This window comes from Halomonas piscis (genome assembly GCF_031886125.1).
Classification (GTDB): domain Bacteria; phylum Pseudomonadota; class Gammaproteobacteria; order Pseudomonadales; family Halomonadaceae; genus Vreelandella; species Vreelandella piscis.
The window spans coordinates 1,470,772-1,485,033 of record NZ_CP119391.1; the positions used below are offsets into that span (position 1 = coordinate 1,470,772).

The window sequence follows — 14,262 nt, forward strand, 5'->3', positions numbered from 1 at the left end:
TCGAGGAAGGCTGCATGAGTGGTGAAGTTCTCATCAATTTGACGCCCATGGAGACCCGCGTGGCGCTGGTGGAAAACGGCGTGCTTCAGGAGGCGCTGATCGAACGCTCGTGTCGACGAGGGATCGTGGGCAATATCTACAAGGGCCGGGTAGTGCGCGTGCTGCCCGGCATGCAGGCGGCCTTTGTCGACATCGGCCTTGAGCGCGCGGCGTTCATCCATGCCCACGAGGTCATGCCCGCGGGCACGCCCGCTGACGCGCAGCTGTCCATTGGCCAGCTGCTTCACGAGGGCCAGGCGCTGGTGGTGCAGGTCACCAAGGACCCCATCGGCACCAAGGGCGCGCGGCTGACCACCCATCTGTCGATTCCCTCGCGCTACCTGGTCTACATGCCGGATTCGCCGCACCACGGCGTTTCCCAGCGCATCGAGGACGAGGGCGAGCGCGAGCGGCTGCGCCAGCTGCTGGAGCGCACCGTGGCCGGCCAGCCGCTGGAAGCCGGCGGCGGCTTTATCGTGCGCACCGCCGCGGAAAGCGTCGGCGAGGAGGAGCTGGCAAGCGATATCCATTTTCTGCTGCGGCTGTGGCAGAAGGTTGGCGAGCGCAAGATCACCGCCGCTCCGCCCACGGTAATCTACGACGATCTGCCGCTTTTCATCCGCACGCTGCGCGACGTCATGCGCGACGATATCGAGAAAGTGCGCATCGACTCCCGGGAAAACTTTACCCGTCTCACAGAGTTTGCCCGGGAGTTCATGCCCACGGCTATCGAACGCATCGAATACTACCCGGGCGAGCGGCCGCTTTTTGATCTTTACAGCGTCGAAGACGAGATTCAGAAAGCACTCAGCCGCCGGGTGCAGCTCAAGTCCGGCGGCTATCTGGTCATCGACCCCACCGAGGCGATGACCACCATCGACGTCAACACCGGCGGCTTTGTCGGCCATCGCAACCTCGAGGAAACCATCTTCAAGACCAACCTCGAGGCGGCGACCTCCATAGCCCGTCAGCTCAGACTGCGCAACCTGGGCGGCATCATCATCATCGACTTCATCGACATGGAAGACGCCGAGCACCAGCGCCAAGTGCTGCGCCTGCTGGAAAAAGCCCTGGAACGCGACCATGCCAAGACCAAGTGTACCGGGGTGACCGAGCTCGGCTTGGTGCAGGTAACGCGCAAGCGTACCCGGGAAAGCCTGGCGCAGACGCTGTGCGAAGCCTGCCCCACCTGCGAAGGCCGGGGCATGCTCAAGACGCCGGAAACGGTGTGCTACGAGATTTTTCGCGAAATTCTCCGCGAAGAGCGGGCGTACAACGCCGAAACCTACATGGTGCTGGCCGCCCAGTCGGTGGTCGACCGGCTGCTGGACGAGGAGTCCACCTCGGTGGCCGACCTGGAAGCCTTTATCGACAAGCCTATCCGCTTTCAGGTCGAGCAGCACTATTCACAAGAGCAGTACGACATCGTGCTGATGTAGCCCATGACCCTGCCCACGCTGCGAAAAGGCTGCCTGCTGGTGCTGGCCTGGTGTCTGGGCACGCTGGCCGTGATGCTGCTGGTGCTGCGCCTGTTGGCAAGCCAGGCCGACGCGCTGACCCCGCACCTGGAAGCGTTTTTGCAGTCGCACCTCGGCGCGCCGGTGAGCATCGAGTCGCTGTCGCTTGGCGTGGAGCGCGACGGTCTGCGCCTGGATCTTCGCGGCGTAGAGTCCCGGCTGCCCGAGGGGCCGCTTTTCTCCCTGGGATCACTGCGCCTGCGGCTGGACGTCGGGCGCTCGCTCATGGCGCTGGCGCCGGTCTTTCGCCAGACGCGGATGGAAGGCTTTTCCCTGCACCTGTATCGCGGCGAAGGCGCCGGCTGGGGCTGGCCGGCGCCGGCGACGCTGCCGCTTTACTTCGCCCCGGATACCGAGGTTGACCTCGCCACCGTTGACGCCTGGACGCGGCTGGTGCTCCATCAGCGCCTGCAGATCACCGATACACGGCTGCTGATGCACGGCGATGACGGCAGCGCCACCGTGCATGCCCCCCGCCTGGCGCTGAGCGGCAGCGCCAGGCGAATCCGTATGGCCGGAGAGGTGGCGGTGGCCTCGTCGCTGCTGCCCGAGGCGCCGACCGACCTGCCCGCGGCGCGCCTCAGGGCCGACGTGCGCCCGGGTAGCGACGGGCTCAAGGACTACTCCGCGGCCCTGCAGCTCGATATGCAGCTGGAGCAGCTGTCGGCCCTGGCTGAGCTGGTGCGCCCGGACTTTGCGCCCCGGCTGGCGCTGTCCGGCGGCGAGTCAACGCTTTGGGGGCGCTGGCAGGCCGGCCGGCTGGAAGATGTGCGCCTGCAGTTCAATCTGCCCGAGCTTAAGCTCACCCAGGCGGACAAGCAGGTGGTGCTCAAGGGCCTGCAGGCGCTGGGCCAGTGGCGCCGGGTAGGCGAGGGTGGCGATGCCTGGCTGAGCGGCGACGTGGCTGACGCCGAGCGCGTGGCGACGTCCGGCAGCAAGGCGCCGACCCTGCCCCGCCACTGGCAGCTGACCCATCGGCAAAGCGACTGGGAGCTGCGCACCAGCGCCTTCGAGCTGGACTCGCTGGCCGCCTGGAGCGACTACGTGGTGCTGCCCGAGTCGCTCAAGCGCCCGCTGGCCGCGCTGGCGCCCAAAGGCACGGTAAGCGGGCTCCAGGTAGGCCAGCAAGGCGGCGAGTGGCGGGTCGATGCAGCGCTCCACGATCTGATCGTGTCGCCCTGGGACGAGGCGCCCGGCGGCGGGCCGCTGGATGCCTGGGTCAGGGCTCGGGACCAGCGCGGTCGGGTGACGTTTGCCGGCGGCGACGATACCTCGCTGTATTTTCCCCAGGTGTTTGCCGACCCCATGGCGCTTGGCCACGCCAAGGGCGAGGTGCAGTGGGTACACGACGGTCCGAGTACGCGAATCAGCGGCCGCCAGCTGGAAGTCCTGTGGAACGGCGCCAGCGTGTCGGGAGAGTTCGGCTTGGCAAGCGGCGGCGAGCGCCAGCAGATGGGGCTGGATCTCGCCTTCACTGACGTCGACGCGGTGAACACGCCGCTGATGTCGTGGCTGCCGGTGAAGGTGCTCGACGATGACCTCGCGGAGTGGCTGGCCGACGGCGTCAGCGGCCGGGTGAAACAGGGGACGCTGAAAATCACCGCGCCGCTTGGCGAGCGCACGAGTGCCGACAACATCGACACCACGCTGACGCTGGACATCAGCCGGGGAGCGCTGCCCATCGCCGAGGGCTGGCCGCATCTGAGCGGCGTCGAGGGGCGGATGCAGCTCGACCGCGGGCGCCTCGAGGCAAGCGTCGCCCAGGCGGAGAGCCACGGCGTGCGCGCGACGAACGGCGAGGTCGAGCTCGACGTGGCGAGCGGGGAGCTCGACATAACGGGCGACCTGGCGGCCGATGCGGACGCGCTCCGGGCCTTTTTTCTCGCCGCGCCGGCGCTTGAGGCCGCAAGCCTGCTGGAAGACGTTCGCGCCCGGGGCGAAGCCCGGGGCGAGCTGGAGGTCCGCCTCGGTCTTGACGACCCCGAGTCGCTGGCCCTGGACGTGCACGCCAGGCCGCGCTTCGAGCGGCTGGCCTATGCGCCTCTGGACACCGGTCTGAGCCAGCTGGAGGGCGATATCACCTGGCGCCAGCGCGGTCGCGAAGGCCACCTGCTGGGCGAGGCCCGGGCGGCGTTTCCGGGCGGCGATATCCGCGCGGATTTTACCCCGGATAACGTTGCTCTGGACGGCCAGGCCAACGCCGCCGGGCTGCTGGGCATGGCGGGGATGGCGCCGGAGGCGGCAGCCAGGCTCGCAAGCGGCAGCGCGCGCTGGCAGGGGGCGATGAAGCTGGGCGAGGCGCCCTCGCTGCATCTGCAAAGCGGGCTTGAAGGCATCGGCATCAAGCTGCCCGAGCCTTTTGCCAAGGCGGCCAGTGCGCGCCTGCCGTGGACCCTGGATGCCGACCTTGTCGCCGGGCGCGTGGAAAGCCGGCTCGGCCGCATGGCCACGCTGCGCGCACGCGGGGTCGACGGCGAGCTTGCGGGCCGTCTCAACCTGGGTACCCGGGCGGCCCGGCTGCCTCGCTGGCCGTCGCAGAGCGGCTGGCGCATCGCTGCCGGGGCCCAGGAGGTAGAGCCTTTGGCGTGGCGCGATCTGGGCTCCGTGTTATCTTCCCGCGCCGCTGACGCCGGCGAGCGAGCCGGCAGCCCGACCGCCGGCGGGCCGCTGACGCTGTCGCTTGAGACCCCGTGCGTGAAATATAACGACGAGTGTCTGGGCAGCGTCACGGCCACCGGCCAGCGTCTTGCCGGCGGCGGCGTGGATCTGGCGCTGGACGGTAACGTGCTTTCCGGGAACCTGCGCTATCGCCCGAACGAGGCCGAGCCCATGGATATTACCGTGGCCCGGCTGATGGTCGATCGGCTGCTGGGGCTTTCGCCTCCGGACAGGATCTTCGGGGACAGCGTCGCTCCCGCGCCCGGCAGCTGGATGGAGGCCGTGAAAACCCGAGTGCCGGCGCCGGCAGCGATGCCCGACTGGCTCACCGAGCTGCCCGCCGGCCGCCTGCGGGTGGCCGATATCGTCATGGGCAACAAGCGCTTTGGCCCGCTAACCGCCTACTGGCAGGCCGGCCGGCACCGGTTCACGCTGGCGCCGGTGGGGCTGACGCTTGGCGAGCTGTCGGCGCGCGGCGAACTGGTCTGGCAGGGCAGCGATCACTCCAGCCAGACCCGGGCGGACCTGACGCTTGACGGTGGCAACCTGGGCACGGCCTTGGCAAGCCTTGACCAGCCGCAGGCCATACGCAGCCAAAGCACCCGCGTGGCCGCTTCGCTTGAGTGGCCCGGCGCGCCCTGGCAGTTTGCCCTGAGCCGGGCCGGGGGCAGCCTTTCCACGGATATCCGCGACGGCCGCTTTCTCAATCTGGATTCGCCCTCGGCGCGGCTGGTGGGCCTGCTCAACTTTGAAAACATCCTGCGCCGGCTGCGGCTGGATTTTTCCGACGTTACCGGCAAGGGCACCGCCTTCAACCGCATCGAGGGCAAGGCCGATGTGGCCGGCGGCATGCTGCGCCTGCGCGGCCCCTTGACCATTGACGCTCCGGCGACGAGCATGCGGCTCACCGGCAGCGTGGATTTGCTCAGGCGTGAACTTGATCAGCGTCTGGGCGTCACACTGCCCATCAGTCAAAGTCTCCCCGTTGCCGCCTTTGTCGCCGGTGCACCGGTGGTAGGCGGCGCGCTGTTCGTGGCGCATACGCTGTTCGGCGATGCTCTCGAGCGCGCCACCACGATTCATTACCGGCTGGAAGGCCCCTGGGCTTCGCCGGACATCACACTGGAAGGTACCCAATGACGCAGCTTGATCAGGCAGCTTCGATATTACTGACGCCCGGCGGGCTCGACCTGGACAGCCTGGACACCGGGCTTGCCCACGCCATGGGTCCGGGTATCGACTACGCCGACCTGTATTTTCAGCGCCAGTGGCAGGAAGGCTGGATGCTGGAAGACGGCGAAGTCAAGGAGGCCAGCTACAACATTGACGGCGGCGTCGGCGTGCGTTCGCTGGCCGGCGAAAAAACCGGCTTTGCCTACTCCAACCAGATTAGTGCGGAGGCGCTGGTGGATACCGGCAAAACCGCGTCGGGCATCGTGCGCAGCGGCACGCAGCGCCACGGCCAGGCGGCCGGCCCGGTCAGCGCCGCGCTGTGCTATCCGGGCGTTGACCCGCTCGGCGATCTGAGCGCCGATGACAAGGTAGCCATGCTCAAGCTGGCCGATCGCGTGGCCCGGGCCGTTGACCCCCGAGTGAGCCAGGTCAGCGCCTCGCTGTCCGGCACCTATGAAGTGGTGCTGGTGCGCGCCAGCGACGGCACCCTGGCCGCCGATATCCGCCCGCTGGTGCGTTTCAACGTCAGCGTCATTGCGGCCAGCGGCGGACGTCGCGAGCGCGGCAGCGCCGGCGGCGGCGGGCGCTTTTCCATGGGCCGGCTGCGCGATGCCGGGGTGGCCGAAAGCTACGCCAGGGAGGCCGTACGCCAGGCGCTGGTCAACCTCGAGGCGGTAGACGCCCCGGCAGGGCAGATGCCGGTGGTGCTGGGCGCGGGCTGGCCGGGCATTCTGCTCCACGAGGCCGTGGGCCACGGCCTGGAAGGCGACTTCAACCGCAAGGGCAGCTCGGCGTTCGCCGGCAGGATGGGGCAGCGGGTGGCGTCAAAGGGCGTCACCGTGGTGGACGATGCCACCTTTGCCGATCGCCGCGGCTCGCTCAGCGTGGACGACGAAGGCACGCCGGGCCAGCGCACGCCGCTGATCGAGGACGGCATTCTCACCGGCTACATGCAGGACAAGCTCAACGCCCGACTGATGGGCATGGCGCCCACCGGCAACGCCCGGCGCGAATCCTACGCGCACATGCCCATGCCGCGGATGACCAATACGCTGATGCTACCCGGTCAGGACGAGCCCGACGACATCATCAAAAGCGTCCGGCGCGGCCTCTATGCGGTGAGCTTCGGCGGCGGCCAGGTGGACATCACCTCGGGCAAGTTCGTGTTTTCGGCGAGCGAAGCCTACCTGATCGAGGACGGCGCGATTACCGCGCCGGTGAAGGGCGCCACGCTGATCGGCAACGGCCCCGAGGCCATGGGGCAGGTATCGATGATCGGCCACGACATGGCGCTGGACAGCGGCATCGGCGTCTGCGGCAAGGAAGGTCAGGGCGTGCCGGTGGGCGTGGGCCAGCCCACCCTCAAGCTCGATGAGCTGACAGTGGGCGGGACTCAGTCCTGAGCCTTGAGCTCGGCGCTTTCGCGCAGGTGCCTGAACAGCTTGCGCGCGCTTGACGGCGGCTTTTGCTGCTCGCGCTCGCGCCGGGCGTTGCGGATCAGCTGGCGCAGGGTCTGGCGATCGGCGTCGGGATACGCCTCCAGGAAGGCGTCCACGGCGGGGTCGCCTTCGTCGACCAGGCGGTCGCGCCACGCTTCCAGGCGATGAAAGGCCTGGTCGCGCCAAAGGCGTTCCTGCTCCATGGCGTCAAACTCGGCGCGGATGGCAGGCAGATCTTCCCGGCGCATGAGCTTGCCGACGTACTGCATGTGTCGCCGGCGCGCCTCGCGGGAAGGGATCCGCGCGGTTTCTTCGATGGCATGCTGCAGGTCGTCGGACAGCGCAAAGCGTGCTCGTTCGGCGGGTTTCATGGCGATCAGGGTCTCGCCCAGCGCCTGGAGCTCGTGCATTTCGCGCTTTAGCTGGGTTTTGCTGGGGCGCTCGTCAGGTATTTCGCTGGCCGGGCCGGCATGTTTTTTGGGCATGAGTCCACTCGTTTAGGCAGTTGAACAGGAGGCCATTATGGCACAGGCATTTGATGCCGAGGCGCAGCAGGCAGTGCTTGCATCCCGTGCGGAGCAGGCGCTGGCGCTGGCCAAAGCGCTCGGGGCCGACGCGGCCGAGGTCGGCGCCAGCGTTGACCAGGGCGTTGAGGTCAGCGTGCGCCTTGGCGACGTGGAAACCGTGGAGCTGTCCCGGGACCAGGGCGTTGCCGTGACGGTCTACGTGGGGCAGCGCAAGGGCAGCGCCTCATCCACCGATGCCGGCGAGGATTCCATCCGCGCCGCGGTGGAAAAGGCGCTGGCGATTGCCCGCTACACCGGCGAAGACCCGGCGGCAGGGCTTGCCGACGCCTCGCTCATGGCAAGCGAGAATCCCGATATGGGGGTGCATCACCCCTGGGCGCTCTCTACCGAACAGGCGATCGAGCTGGCGCTTGAGAGCGAGCGGGCCGGCCGCGAGGTCGAGGGCATTACCCAGTCCGAAGGGGCCACGCTGTCCACCGGCGAGGGCGTGCGCGTCTATGCCAACAGCCACGGCTTTGTGGGCACCCAGAAGGGCAGTCGCCACGGGCTATCGTGCCTGCTTATCGCCGAAGACGACAGCGGCATGCAGCGCGACTTTGACTATACCACCGCGCGCAACCCGGCCGAGCTGCGCGACCCGGCGGAAGTCGGGCGCGAAGCGGCGCGCAAGACCCTGCGGCGGCTGGGCGCCCGTCGTCCGCCAACGGGCACGTTTCCGGTGCTGTTTGACCCCTCCCAGGCCGGCGGGCTGGTGGGCCATCTGATGAGCGCCCTGGCCGGCGGGGCCCTCTACCGCCAGGCGTCGTTTCTCTGCGACAGCCTGGGCAAGCCGCTGTTTCCGGAGTGGTTCAGCCTGGTGGAGCGTCCCATGGAACACGGCGCCACGGCCAGCTCGCCGTTTGACGGCGACGGCGTGCAGACGCGCAACAATCGCTTTATCGACCGGGGCAAGGTGGCAAGCTACATGCTCTCGGCCTACAGCGCCAGGCGGCTTTCCATGGAGACCACCGGCAACGCCGGCGGCGCGCGCAACCTGCGCCTTGACGCGCCGCTGGAGCCGGTCGAAGCGCTGCTCAAGCGAATGGATCGCGGCGTTTGGGTAACCGAGCTCATGGGGCAGGGCGTCAACGGCGTGACCGGGGACTATTCCCGCGGCGCCAGCGGCTTCTGGATCGAAAACGGCGAGGTGCAGTATCCCATCGAGGAGTTCACCATTGCCGGCAACCTCGAACAGATGTTTGCTTCCCTGGCAGGGCTCGGTGACGATCTGGATACTCGGGGCAGCGTCCATACCGGAAGCTGGCTGATCGACAGCATGACCGTGGCCGGCAACTAGGCCTGGCGGCTAGCGATCCTCGTCGAAGCGAGCGTCAAACAGCGCTTCGACGGCGTCGAGGGCCTGGTCCGCATCCTCGCCTTCGGCGTGCACGGTAAGCTCGGTACCGCAGGGGGCGGCCAGCATCAGTAGCGCCATGATATTGCGGGCATCGGCTTTTTGCTCGCCCCGATGAACGTGAACCTTGGCCGCAAACGGCTGGCAGCAGGTGACAAGCCGGGTCGCTGCGCGGGCGTGGAGGCCGCGGCGATTGGTCAGGGTCAGGGTCTTGCAGGGCACGCGGTGTCCTTTTGTTGATGGCGGATGTTCGTGGGGGACGTCGCTATGGCTGATGATCCTCGGCCGAGCGGGTGTACTGCACCGACAGCTCGCGGTGGCGCACCTGGATGTCGTCATGGGCATCAAGCAGCAGCCGGCCCAGCTGTTCGACCAGATATACCGAGCGGTGCTGGCCGCCGGTGCAGCCGATGGCCACGGTGATGTAGCTGCGCTGGCTGTTTTGGTAGGCCGGCAGCCAGCGCTCGAGCCAGCCGCGGATGTCTTCGCACATGGCGTCCACCATGGGGTAGCCGCGCAAAAACGCCTCGATTTCGGCGTCGCGCCCGTTAAGCCCGCGAAGCGCCGGGTCCCAGTAGGGGTTGGGCAGGCAGCGCGCGTCGAACACCAGGTCGGCATCCAGCGGCACGCCGCGCTTGTAGCCGAAGGATTCCACGGTCAGGGTCAGCTTTCCCGGCTGGCGGTGGGCCACCTGGTCGGCAATGCGCCGGCGCAGATCGTGCACCGACAGACGGGAAGTGTCGATGGTCAGATCCGCCAGGTCGCGCACGTCGCTCAGGGTTTCCTCTTCCTTGGCGATGGCCTCTTCCAGAGTCATGTCCGTGTCCCGGGTGAGCGGATGGCGGCGGCGGGTGGCAGAGTAACGCTCCAGCAGGATGCGCGCGTCGGTGGTCAGATAGACCACGTTAAAGCCGATGCCCCGGGCGCGCATGCCTTCGAGCAGGCCCGGCAGCAGCGCCAGAGCGCCGGGCAGGTTGCGCGCATCGATGCTGACCGCCAGGTGGGTACACCCGGTCTGGTGGCGCAGCTCGTCCACCAGCGAGCCCAGCAGCATGGCCGGCAGGTTATCGATGGCGTAATAGCCCAGATCTTCCAGCGCTTGCAGGGCAATGGACTTGCCCGAGCCGGAACGACCGCTGATGATGACCAGTTGCATGGCGTCTCTCGTGGTAGCGAGCGGTCCCCGCGGGTAGTGAAGGAGGCGGGGCGCTATGGGTCGGGCTGCTCGCGGATCTTGTGGATGATCAGCTCCAGCAGATGGCGCTGGCTTTGCGCGCGGCGCAGCTGCAGGCGGGTGTTGGCGTCGTTCATGATCATTGCGACCTGGCCCAGCAGCGCCAGATGGTTGTCGTCGGCCTCTTCGGGCACCAGCAGCACGAAAACCAGATCCACCGGCTCGCCGTCGATGGCGTCGAAGTCGACGGCCTCGGCCAGCTTGAGAAAGCCGGCGATGGGCGAGTGGCAGTGCGGGCTTCTGGCGTGGGGAATGGCCACGCCGTTGCCGATACCCGTACTGCCGAGCTTTTCTCGGCTGATCAGGCGGCTGAAGACTTCCTGGCTGTCCAGGCTGGGGATGTTTTGCGCAATAAAGGTGCTGAAAAACTCCAGCACCCTTTTCTTGCTGCCCCCGGGCACGTCGTAGAGCACGCGCTCCGGGGGGAGGATCGCTTCCAACGTCATTGTGCTTTAGCGCAGACCGGCGCCCTGGGCGCGGGCCTGTGCTTTTTCCTTGTGTTTGACCAGCTGGCGGTTGAGCTTGTCGGCCATCGAGTCGATGGCGGCGTACATGTCGGTTTCTGTCGCTTCGGCGTGGAGCTCGGCGCCGGCGACGTTCATGGTGCAGGCGGCCTGTTGGCGCTCTTTTTCCACGGATAGGGTGACCTGCACGGTAGTGATGTTGTCGTAGTGGCGTTCGACCCGGGCGAGTTTGTCATTGACGTACTCACGCAAGGCGTCAGTCAGTTCGAGGTGATGACCGGTCATGTTGACCTGCATGGACGTACTCCTTATCCGTGGGATGGTCGTTTGATTGTAACCCTTTTGGCCGGTAAACAAAGCCCCCGGCAAAGTGCGATGAACCAAAAGTTTCGCCGATCAGCTCCGGCGGCGCCGTTCGCTGGTGGATGGTATGCCCAGGGCCTCGCGGTATTTGGCAACGGTGCGGCGGGCCACCCGGATGCCGGCTTCGTCGAGCAGCGCGGCGAGACGGCTGTCGGACAGCGGCTTGGCGGGCGGCTCCTGCTCTATCAGCTGCTTGATGCGGGCGCGAATGGCGGTGCTCGAGTGGGCGCTGTCATCGTCGCCTGTGAGCTGGCTGGAGAAAAAGTACTTGAGCTCGAAAACGCCGCGGGGCGTATGCAGAAACTTCTGCGTTGTCACCCGGGAAACCGTGGATTCGTGCATGCCCACCGCCTCGGCAATATCGGCAAGCACCAGCGGCTTCATGGCCGCCTCGCCGTGGTCGAGGAAATCGAGCTGGCGGGCCATGATTTCGCGGCCGACGCGCAGCAGCGTATCGTTGCGGCTGGCGAGGCTCTTGATCAGCCAGCGAGCCTCCTGCAGGTGCTCCTTGAGGAAGCTGTTGTCCCGGCTGCTGTCGGCCTTCTGGATCAGCGCGGCGTAGTCGGGCTGGATACGCAGCTGCGGCAGTGCCTCGGGGTTGAGCTCGAGCTGCCAGCCGTCCTCGCTGCGCCGGGCGAGCAGGTCGGGCAGTACCTGGCCGCTGCCGGCGCTGTCAAAGGCGCTGCCGGGGCGCGGATCCAGGCTTTTGATCAGCTTGATGACCTCGTCGAGCCCGGCGTCGTCAAGGCCCAGCCGGCGCTTGAGCAGGCGTCTGTCGCCGCGGCCAAGGGCGGTGAGAAACTGCCGCGCCAGCCGGCGGGCGGGCATCAGCAGCGGCGTGGTGCCGGGCAGGGCATCCAGCTGCAGGGAGAGGCATTCGCCCAGATCCCGAGCAAAGACGCCGGTCGGGTCGAACTGCTGCAGGCGGTCGAGCATGCGTTCAAGGCGCTCGGCGCCGACGGGCTTGCCCTGTTGATCCTCAAGGCCGTCACCTATGGCGTCCAGCGGCTGAGTCAGGTAGCCGTTGGCGTCCACGGCGTCGATCAGCGCCTCGCCGGTGAGCCTGTCGTCGGGCGTCAGGTCGAGCATGGCCAGCTGCCAGAGCAGGTGGCCGTGAAGAGTCTGGCCGGCGGCCTGGCGCTCGAAGTCGGGGCCCTCGCCGGCGGTTTGCTGGGTGTCCGGGTAGGTGTCGGACCAGTCGCTGTCCACGGCGAGCTCGTCGGGGATCTGCTCGGCCCAGCCGTCTTCGGCGGGCTCGACGGCGGTCTGCTCGTCAAACTCGTCTTCCTGCTCGAGCAGGGGGTTGGCCTCCACCGCCTGCTGGACCTCCTGGCGCAGGTCCAGCGTCGGCAGCTGCAGTAAACCGATGGCCTGGCGGAGCTGAGGCGTCATGGTCAGCTGGGTACCGACGCGTAGCTGGAGAGACGCTTTCATGGCCATGGAGGAAACACTCGTCGCGTTGGAAGTATCACCCTAAGCCCGGGCGGAGCCTGGCGGCAAGCGGATGACGCTAGAGGCGGAATTCGTCGCCCAGGTAGACGTCACGGACCTGCTGGTTGTCGAGAATGCTGCGCGGCGCGCCGTTGGCGATGATGCGCCCGTTGCCGACGATATAGGCGGTGTCGCAGATATCCAGGGTCTCGCGCACATTATGATCGGTAATCAGCACGCCGATATGACGCTCTTTCAACGCCCGGATGACGGTCTTGATCTCGCCCACCGAAATCGGGTCCACGCCGGCAAAGGGCTCGTCCAGCAGGATGAACGCCGGTTCGATGGCAAGCGATCGGGCAATTTCCACCCGCCGGCGCTCGCCGCCGGAGAGACTCATGCCCAGGTTGTCGCGGATATGGCCGACGTGGAAATCCTCGAGCAGCGTCTCCAGGCGAGCCTGCCGGGCCTGGCGGCTGAGGTCCTTGCGGGTTTCCAGAATCGCCATGATGTTGTCGGCCACCGAGAGCTTGCGAAAAATCGAGGCCTCCTGGGGCAGATAGCCGATGCCCGCCCGGGCGCGTTCGTGCATGGGCGCCCGGGAAAGGTCGGTGTCGTTGATGCCGACACTTCCGGCATCGGCCTTGACCAGCCCGACGATCATGTAGAACGACGTGGTCTTGCCCGCCCCGTTGGGGCCGAGCAGCCCGACAATGCTGCCCTGGGAAATGTCCAGATTGATATCCTTGACCACCTGGCGACGCTTGTAGCTTTTGGCCAGATGGCGGGCGTGCAGCGTCTTGATTTCTGCCGGGGTCGGCGTGGCGGCGGTGATGTCGTCAAAAGACACAGGGGGCCTCTTTGTCGGTGAGCTGTCGCTTGCGGGCGCTGGCGGGCGTCATTCCTCGGGCTGCAGCGTCATGCGGATGCGCTGGTCGTCGCTGCCTTCGACGTCGGAGCGAGCCTTGACCACCTCGCGGTCGATGAAGTACTCAAGGCGGCCGCCCTTGAAGTGGTCGCCGCCCTGGTCGAGCTCGGCCTGGTCAATCAGTTCGACCCGGCGATCGGCAACGTGGTAGATGATCCGCCGGGCGTTGCCTTCGATGGGCGCCTTGTTCGGATCCGGCCGGTGGCGCAGATAGGCGCGCTCGCCGAAGGCCGTAGCGCGGGAGAGCTCGCCTTCGTCGTTGCGCTGTATTTCCACCCGGGCGCCGCGCAGGCGCATCTCGCCCTGGCGGATCTTGACGTTGCCACGGTAAACCGCCGTGCCGGCGCGCTGGTCCAGGTCGAGCTGGTTGGCTTCGACTTCGACAGGGTCAGCCGGGGCCGCCTGGGCGGTACCGGCGCCCAGCACGCTGAGGCCAAGGGTGGCCGCGGCAAGGCAGCCATAAAGACGTGTGTTCATGGGGACTCCTCAGAGGATGCCGCCGAGGGTGGATGAAAGCCGCGAACCTGGCCTTTCAGGCGTACCTTGCTGGTGTCCAGCCAGGCATCCAGCGTTTGGGCCCGCATGCGCTGGGGCGGCTGCTGCAGCAGAGCCGGGGTGTCGCTCCAGGCGTGCCGGGCGACGCTGTCGTAATGAAGCGTGCGGGTGTCGAGCTGCCAGCCCTGGTTGGGCGCCGTCAATCGGGTATCGCCGTCGAGGGTCAGCCGCTGCTGCTGACCGCTGAGCGTACCGCTGTTGGCAGTGGCGCGCCACTCGCGCTGCTCGCTGTCGATCAGCGTCGCGTGGGGCATGTCGAAACGGGTGATAGCCTGCTGGGGCGTATGGGTAATATGCGGGGAGGCCAGCCGCTGGGTCAGGTTGCCGGCGTCGTCGTAGAGTTTCAGCTCGGCGTTTTCGATCACGTGGCCGGGCTCCTCGGCCCGGGCGGCAGGGTCCGGCGGGGCCTGGCGGGTATCGCGCAGGTCGAGCCAGGCCAGCAACACGCCCAGCGCGACCACGAGCAGTCCCAGCCAGGCCCGCCTTGGCAAGCGGGCAAGCCAACTTTGGTGGGCGCGGGTAACAGAAGGCGTCTGCATGC

The 14,262-nt window shown here is 67.2% G+C and carries 13 protein-coding genes; 4 read left to right on the forward strand and 9 right to left on the reverse strand.

Annotated features, from left to right (window positions below; all coding sequences use genetic code 11):
- The first annotated feature begins 14 nt into the window (after window positions 1–14).
- From rng to tldD, 3 genes are read left to right on the forward strand one after another with little or no spacing between them, the layout of a single operon-like run.
- Window positions 15–1,478: a ribonuclease G gene (gene rng, locus P1P91_RS06850; RefSeq protein ID WP_311885454.1), complete on the forward strand. Its 1,464-nt coding sequence runs from the start codon at window positions 15–17 to the stop codon at window positions 1,476–1,478.
- 3 nt (window positions 1,479–1,481) lie between these two features.
- Window positions 1,482–5,354, forward strand: a complete 3,873-nt coding sequence (locus P1P91_RS06855) for a YhdP family phospholipid transporter (RefSeq protein ID WP_311885456.1) — start codon at window positions 1,482–1,484, stop codon at window positions 5,352–5,354.
- Complete coding sequence (gene tldD, locus P1P91_RS06860; RefSeq protein WP_311885458.1) at window positions 5,351–6,790, forward strand: metalloprotease TldD; 1,440 nt, start codon at window positions 5,351–5,353, stop codon at window positions 6,788–6,790. Before P1P91_RS06855 ends, tldD begins: the two co-directional genes overlap by 4 nt.
- Here the strand turns inward: tldD and yjgA are convergent.
- Complete coding sequence (gene yjgA / locus P1P91_RS06865) at window positions 6,781–7,311, reverse strand: ribosome biogenesis factor YjgA (protein ID WP_311885459.1); 531 nt, start codon at window positions 7,309–7,311, stop codon at window positions 6,781–6,783. The genes tldD and yjgA overlap by 10 nt on opposite strands.
- 37 nt (window positions 7,312–7,348) lie before the next feature.
- Between yjgA and pmbA the strand changes: the two genes are divergently transcribed.
- Entirely contained in the window at window positions 7,349–8,689 is a 1,341-nt protein-coding gene (gene pmbA / locus P1P91_RS06870; protein WP_311885460.1) for a metalloprotease PmbA, read from the forward strand.
- 9 nt (window positions 8,690–8,698) lie between these two features.
- On the opposite strand, the gene P1P91_RS06875 is transcribed toward pmbA, so the two are convergent.
- The 8 genes from P1P91_RS06875 to lptC all read right to left on the reverse strand — a co-directional run bounded on the left by P1P91_RS06875 (window position 8,699) and on the right by lptC (window position 14,260).
- Window positions 8,699–8,968: an HPr family phosphocarrier protein gene (locus P1P91_RS06875; protein ID WP_311885462.1), complete on the reverse strand. Its 270-nt coding sequence runs from the start codon at window positions 8,966–8,968 to the stop codon at window positions 8,699–8,701.
- A gap of 43 nt (window positions 8,969–9,011) precedes the next feature.
- Window positions 9,012–9,902, reverse strand: a complete 891-nt coding sequence (gene rapZ, locus P1P91_RS06880; RefSeq protein WP_311885463.1) for an RNase adapter RapZ — start codon at window positions 9,900–9,902, stop codon at window positions 9,012–9,014.
- A gap of 53 nt (window positions 9,903–9,955) precedes the next feature.
- On the reverse strand, window positions 9,956–10,426 hold the full coding sequence (locus tag P1P91_RS06885) for a PTS sugar transporter subunit IIA (protein WP_311885465.1): 471 nt from the start codon (window positions 10,424–10,426) through the stop codon (window positions 9,956–9,958).
- A 6-nt stretch (window positions 10,427–10,432) separates the two neighbouring features.
- Complete coding sequence (gene hpf, locus P1P91_RS06890) at window positions 10,433–10,741, reverse strand: ribosome hibernation-promoting factor, HPF/YfiA family (protein ID WP_311885467.1); 309 nt, start codon at window positions 10,739–10,741, stop codon at window positions 10,433–10,435.
- A 99-nt stretch (window positions 10,742–10,840) separates the two neighbouring features.
- Window positions 10,841–12,247 carry an RNA polymerase factor sigma-54 gene (locus P1P91_RS06895; protein ID WP_311885469.1) on the reverse strand — a complete coding sequence of 469 codons (1,407 nt, stop codon included), beginning with the start codon at window positions 12,245–12,247 and terminating at the stop codon, window positions 10,841–10,843.
- A gap of 70 nt (window positions 12,248–12,317) precedes the next feature.
- Window positions 12,318–13,043: an LPS export ABC transporter ATP-binding protein gene (lptB, locus tag P1P91_RS06900; RefSeq protein WP_311885731.1), complete on the reverse strand. Its 726-nt coding sequence runs from the start codon at window positions 13,041–13,043 to the stop codon at window positions 12,318–12,320.
- Window positions 13,044–13,136: 93 nt separating this feature from the next.
- On the reverse strand, window positions 13,137–13,643 hold the full coding sequence (gene lptA / locus P1P91_RS06905; RefSeq protein WP_311885470.1) for a lipopolysaccharide transport periplasmic protein LptA: 507 nt from the start codon (window positions 13,641–13,643) through the stop codon (window positions 13,137–13,139).
- Complete coding sequence (gene lptC / locus P1P91_RS06910; RefSeq protein ID WP_311885472.1) at window positions 13,640–14,260, reverse strand: LPS export ABC transporter periplasmic protein LptC; 621 nt, start codon at window positions 14,258–14,260, stop codon at window positions 13,640–13,642. The genes lptA and lptC overlap by 4 nt, the downstream gene beginning before the upstream one ends.
- Window positions 14,261–14,262 lie beyond the last annotated feature (2 nt).

What these genes read in the sequence shown, in the direction of transcription:
- tldD (WP_311885458.1), top strand. Translation starts at nt 5,351, where the DNA reads ATGACGCAGCTTGATCAGGCAGCTTCGATATTACTGACGCCCGGCGGG.
- P1P91_RS06885 (WP_311885465.1), bottom strand. Translation starts at nt 10,426, where the DNA reads ATGACGTTGGAAGCGATCCTCCCCCCGGAGCGCGTGCTCTACGACGTG.
- P1P91_RS06895 (WP_311885469.1), bottom strand. Translation starts at nt 12,247, where the DNA reads ATGGCCATGAAAGCGTCTCTCCAGCTACGCGTCGGTACCCAGCTGACC.
- lptA (WP_311885470.1), bottom strand. Translation starts at nt 13,643, where the DNA reads ATGAACACACGTCTTTATGGCTGCCTTGCCGCGGCCACCCTTGGCCTC.
- hpf (WP_311885467.1), bottom strand. Translation starts at nt 10,741, where the DNA reads ATGCAGGTCAACATGACCGGTCATCACCTCGAACTGACTGACGCCTTG.
- lptC (WP_311885472.1), bottom strand. Translation starts at nt 14,260, where the DNA reads ATGCAGACGCCTTCTGTTACCCGCGCCCACCAAAGTTGGCTTGCCCGC.
- yjgA (WP_311885459.1), bottom strand. Translation starts at nt 7,311, where the DNA reads ATGCCCAAAAAACATGCCGGCCCGGCCAGCGAAATACCTGACGAGCGC.
- rapZ (WP_311885463.1), bottom strand. Translation starts at nt 9,902, where the DNA reads ATGCAACTGGTCATCATCAGCGGTCGTTCCGGCTCGGGCAAGTCCATT.
- rng (WP_311885454.1), top strand. Translation starts at nt 15, where the DNA reads ATGAGTGGTGAAGTTCTCATCAATTTGACGCCCATGGAGACCCGCGTG.
- P1P91_RS06855 (WP_311885456.1), top strand. Translation starts at nt 1,482, where the DNA reads ATGACCCTGCCCACGCTGCGAAAAGGCTGCCTGCTGGTGCTGGCCTGG.
- pmbA (WP_311885460.1), top strand. Translation starts at nt 7,349, where the DNA reads ATGGCACAGGCATTTGATGCCGAGGCGCAGCAGGCAGTGCTTGCATCC.